Here is a 4,460-nt window from a genome sequence, read left to right as displayed (position 1 = left end):
TTCAATTTTAACAAAATCTGATTCATCATTAACTGCTCTTGTAAGATTATAAATTATTTCACTAGGAACATTATAATCATTATCAATTAAGTAAACTAAATCATCTTTTTGAACATAACATTCTCTGTTACTTATAATCTTCATAAAAACAACTCCTTAATGAGTTTGTTATGACTTTTATGATTTAACCCTTGATACCGCCTGAGTATGTTATTCCTTCTACGAGGTAATCTTCACCATAGAGGAACATCAGTATTGTCGGTACCATGTATACGGTTCCGACCGCGAATGCCAGTCCGATATCTCCCGTGTTTATCTGTGAGAGGAATACTGAAAGCGGGTGAAGATCCGTATCCTTCATTAGGACAAGCGGCTGCTCTACCATGTTCCAGTAATCAATGAATACCAGCATCGCTATGGAAACTATTGCTCCCTTGCACAGCGGCATATGTATCTTGGTAAGGATCTGAAGCTCATTAGCCCCGTCGAGCTTTGCAGCCTCCACATATGAGATCGGTATGCGCTTCATAACCTTTGTCAGAAGGAAGATACTGAACGGAGAGAATATACCCGGGAGTATTACTGCCCAGCGCATATTTGAAATGAATTTCGGCATCTTCTCCGGCTCTGAGGCGAACATCGCTCCTACGTTATCTTTGATGAAGTCAGCTACAAGGAAGTTAGGTACAAGTGTTACCTGATATGGCATTATCATAAGTATGAGATATGCAAAGAAGATAATGCTCTTGAACTTGTTGGGGTAGCGTGAGAATCCGTATGCTGTAAGTATAGCAAGGAGTATCTGGAATACTGTTATCGGAACTGTAAGTATTACTGAGTTCCAGAATTTGATAAGATAATCCGGGCTTTTCAGCAGAACGCTTGAATACTGGTCTAGTGTGACTTTGTCCGGAATAAACTTGAGGTTAACATTTTCTGATATAAAAACCTTTTTGCTGTCTGTCATGTTTCCGATCATCGCTCCGTAGTTTGCGGTTATTTCGTTCGATGTCATGAACGAGTTTGCGATGGTCAGCACTGTAGGCATCAGGAAGAGTATCGCGCATATGCCAGTGAACAGCATTATTATAATATTGAAGATGCGCTTTTTTGTATGTCTGCTCATCAGCTCTCCACGTCCTTTCCGAATATTTCCTCGGCTATAAGGAGTGCAGCGATGATAACTATCATTACCAGGGAGAAGAGCACTGCCGCGGCTGACAGCTTCTGATAATCGAGGCTGTTGAACGTGTTGTTCATGAAGTGCTGCAGCATATACATCTTATCATAAGGATGGTCGCCTGTGAGAAGGTAGACCTCGCGGAATATCTTGAATGAGTTAATAAGCGAAAGAATAAGTACAAAGAGTATGGTAGGGGAGAGATATCTGAGCTTTATGTGGAAGAACTGATATATCCTTCCGGCTCCTTCCAGCTCTGCAACCTCGAGTATGTCTCTTGGTACTGCGGCGAGCGCCGCCATGAACAGGATCATGTTATATCCGATGTTTTTCCAGAGGAACATCGCGATGATGATAAGCTGTCCGTGACTTGACTTCATCCAGTCTATACTCTGTACCCCGAACATTTCGAGGATCTGGTTTATAGTGCCGTGATTGTGGAAGAGTACCTGCCATACCAGAACTACTGATGCAGTCGGCACCATTATAGGGCTAAGGAAGAAAGTTCTTATCACACTCTTATATGGTATATTTCTTTCCAGCAGAGTTGCAAGCCAGAGAGAGATCACCAGCACGAGCGGAACAGAAATGAGCGAGAATGTTGAGGTGTTGATTGATGCGCTCTTGAACGCTGTTGACTGGAATAGCCGCTTGAAATTTTCAAGGCCGACAAACTGTGCGGAAATCGGATTGTTTATCAGAGAATAGTAGATAACAATGCAGAACGGTATCAGGAAGAATATGAGCACGCCTAGAAGGCTTGGCAGCACACAAAGGTTGCTGAAGATGCGCTCTCCTCTTCTGCCGCACTGGCTATTTGTTTTTTTCATGTTATCACCGTCCTTCTGTTATATGATTTCTTTTGTTCTTCTATATTGTAAAAGACTTCTATATATTAGTGTCGTTCAGCGTCGAAAAAGTTGCAACGTTAAGAAAAGTTTTCATTTTAACTTTTGCGAACATATTCTTTACAAATACTATGATACAACGTTAACAATAGAGTGTCAATGCTTTTTGCAAATATTTTGCATTTCTTTTCCCGAAAATTCGCAATATTTACGCGTGAGTTACACAGCGCTGCAAAGACTGTCCTGCACTTCCGTCACAAGGATGAATTAGAAAAAAGGAAACGCAACTGATATGATTGTACTAATAATGATAATACGGTTCCTACAGGTATTATGATATCACTTTGACATGCTTTTGTCAATAGCTTTTGCAAATATTTTGCATAACGTTGTAAACTGCGCAAAATATGGGAAAACCGCATCTTTTGGTCACTCATTTTGAGACGGTAAAATTAGTCTGAGGACACGTTGATTATAGTCAGCCAAAAAGGAAGTAGGCGAATGAGAGAACTGTACTAATGACTAATACGGTTGTTCTATCGTTCAAAAGCAGCCGCAGGGGCATGCGTTTTTTGTGCACATTGACTTTTTTTGATGTACTCTATTGACTTATATTTTTCACTGTGGTATAATGTTACCTGTTGAAACTCAATATGCGGGTGTAGTTCAATGGTAGAATGTCAGCCTTCCAAGCTGAACACGTGGGTTCGATTCCCATCACCCGCTCCAATTAATGCAGCATCTATGCTGCATAACTTTTCAATGCGCCTTTAACTCAGCTGGATAGAGTAACTGCCTTCTAAGCAGTAAGCCGCTGGTTCGAATCCAGCAAGGCGCGCCATATATGGTGGGTGTAGCTTAGCTGGTTAAAGCGTCGGATTGTGGTCCCGAAGATCGTGGGTTCGAATCCCATCTCCCACCCCATAAGAATAGGCACTTTCGAGAGATCGAAGGTGCCTTTTTCGTTAGTTTTCTAAGATTTTTTCTAATACAGTCATCTCGATTGATTATACACAGCTATTCAGCCCTTGGTTTATCCTTGATTATTTTTCTGCTATGTGATTTAATATAAACAACAATTACGAAGGAGGTCGCGATATGAAACAGACATCTTTGAGTCAGGAAGCAGTCAAAGGATTGATAAATGGGCTGCTTGCTATTATGGAGAGCAATCTCGCTGCGATAGTTTTGTATGGCTCAGTTGCAAGAGGAACTGATTCTGATGAATCTGATGTTGATATAGCTGTTATCCTCAATAACGCTCTTTCAGCTGAGCAGGAAGACGCTCTCAGTGACCTCATGGTCGACCTTAATCTGAAATATGGCAGAGTTTTCTCAATAGTTGATATTGAGGAGAAAATGTTTGAGCAGTGGAAAGAAATACTGCCTTTCTACAAGAATATCTCGAAGGATGGCAATACGCTATGGACAGCAGCATAATCGCTCTTTCATAGTACAGGCTTGAAACTGCAAAAGCCGATCTTAAAGCCGCTAAACTGCTGTTTGATGCAACAGAATACCATTCTTCGGTAAATCGCTCCTATTATGCTATATTTCACGCACTCAGAGCTGTTCTTGCTCTTGACGTATTTGATTCAAGCAAGCATTCGGGAATTATTTCCTACTTCAATCTGAATTACATCAAATCAGAAATTTTCAGCCGTGATATATCGAAGATGATAAGCTCTGCATACAGACTTCATGAAAAGGCTGATTATCAGGATTTTTACATTGTTGCGATAGATGAGGCAGACGAGCAGATAAAGAAGGCTGAATATGTAATCACGACTATCGCCGAGTTCCTTGATAAAAAATATGTTTAACCTCTTTTCGCTAGAAGTCTCCGACCTCTACAGGTGGGAGGATGTCACTAAAGAGAAATGATTAACAAGCGTATACAAAGTTTGTCCCCGCAATCGCGGGGACTTTCTGTATCATTCTTCAAATAAATGCTCAGCTATTACCAATTCTGACTCCAAAATTTTAAATTCGATTTAAAATTCCACAATAACATTTAAAATCTTATTGACAAATTTAAAATTCTATGGTAAGATTTGAAATACAAGGCGGTGAAATTTAAAATGAACGAGATAGATTTAAAAAACATTGTAAAAAAGATTCAAAACGCTCAGGCAGAATTTCAAACAGTTGAGGTCAAGCGCAGCAAAACGCAGGCGACTGAAAGGCTGTTTGATACCCTATCCAGCTTCTCTAATCAGGACGACGGCGGCGTTATAGTGTTCGGTCTGTACGAAAACGAGGGCTTTGCCGTAACAGGCGTTGACGATGTTCAGGAGCTTCAGAAAAGCGTGATGAACCAGTGCGAGCAGATGGAGCCGCCTGTCAGAGCTGTCTTCACCGTTGTTGAATTAGACGGTAAGAACGTTGTTTCAGCTGAGATACCTCCAATAGATATATCAGAGCGTCCATGC

General features: G+C 40.9%; 4 protein-coding genes, 3 tRNA genes and 1 pseudogene. 6 read left to right on the top strand and 2 right to left on the bottom strand.

Annotated elements, in window-relative coordinates:
- Positions 1-184 precede the first annotated feature (184 nt).
- Together J6U00_RS02760 and J6U00_RS02755 are read right to left on the bottom strand one after the other, a co-directional pair.
- On the bottom strand, positions 185-1,126 hold the full coding sequence (locus J6U00_RS02760; protein ID WP_296578528.1) for a carbohydrate ABC transporter permease: 942 nt from the start codon (positions 1,124-1,126) through the stop codon (positions 185-187).
- A complete protein-coding gene (locus J6U00_RS02755) occupies positions 1,126-2,010 on the bottom strand; it encodes a sugar ABC transporter permease (protein WP_296578526.1) in 885 nt (294 codons plus the stop codon). Before J6U00_RS02755 ends, J6U00_RS02760 begins: the two co-directional genes overlap by 1 nt.
- Positions 2,011-2,683: 673 nt before the next feature.
- On the opposite strand from J6U00_RS02755, the gene J6U00_RS02750 reads away from it, so the two are divergent.
- The 6 genes and pseudogenes from J6U00_RS02750 to J6U00_RS02725 all read left to right on the top strand — a co-directional run.
- Positions 2,684-2,757 (top strand) — tRNA-Gly (locus J6U00_RS02750).
- A 35-nt stretch (positions 2,758-2,792) separates the two neighbouring features.
- Positions 2,793-2,869: transfer RNA gene (locus J6U00_RS02745), tRNA-Arg, on the top strand.
- Positions 2,870-2,875: 6 nt separating this feature from the next.
- Positions 2,876-2,952, top strand: a tRNA-His gene (locus J6U00_RS02740).
- Between the two features lie 174 nt (positions 2,953-3,126).
- A complete protein-coding gene (locus J6U00_RS02735; protein WP_296578524.1) occupies positions 3,127-3,468 on the top strand; it encodes a nucleotidyltransferase domain-containing protein in 342 nt (113 codons plus the stop codon).
- A 29-nt stretch (positions 3,469-3,497) separates the two neighbouring features.
- A pseudogene (locus J6U00_RS02730) lies at positions 3,498-3,851 on the top strand (HEPN domain-containing protein); the annotation flags it as partial.
- A gap of 258 nt (positions 3,852-4,109) precedes the next feature.
- Positions 4,110-4,460, top strand: a 351-nt coding sequence (locus J6U00_RS02725; RefSeq protein WP_296578521.1) for an ATP-binding protein, incomplete at its 3' end; no start/stop codon positions are given.

Origin of the sequence: Ruminococcus sp., from assembly GCF_017650195.1 — a bacterium.
Lineage (GTDB): Bacteria > Bacillota > Clostridia > Oscillospirales > Ruminococcaceae > Ruminococcus.
Note: the sequence above shows the minus strand (reverse complement) of the source record. Positions and strands in the feature narration are given on the sequence as shown.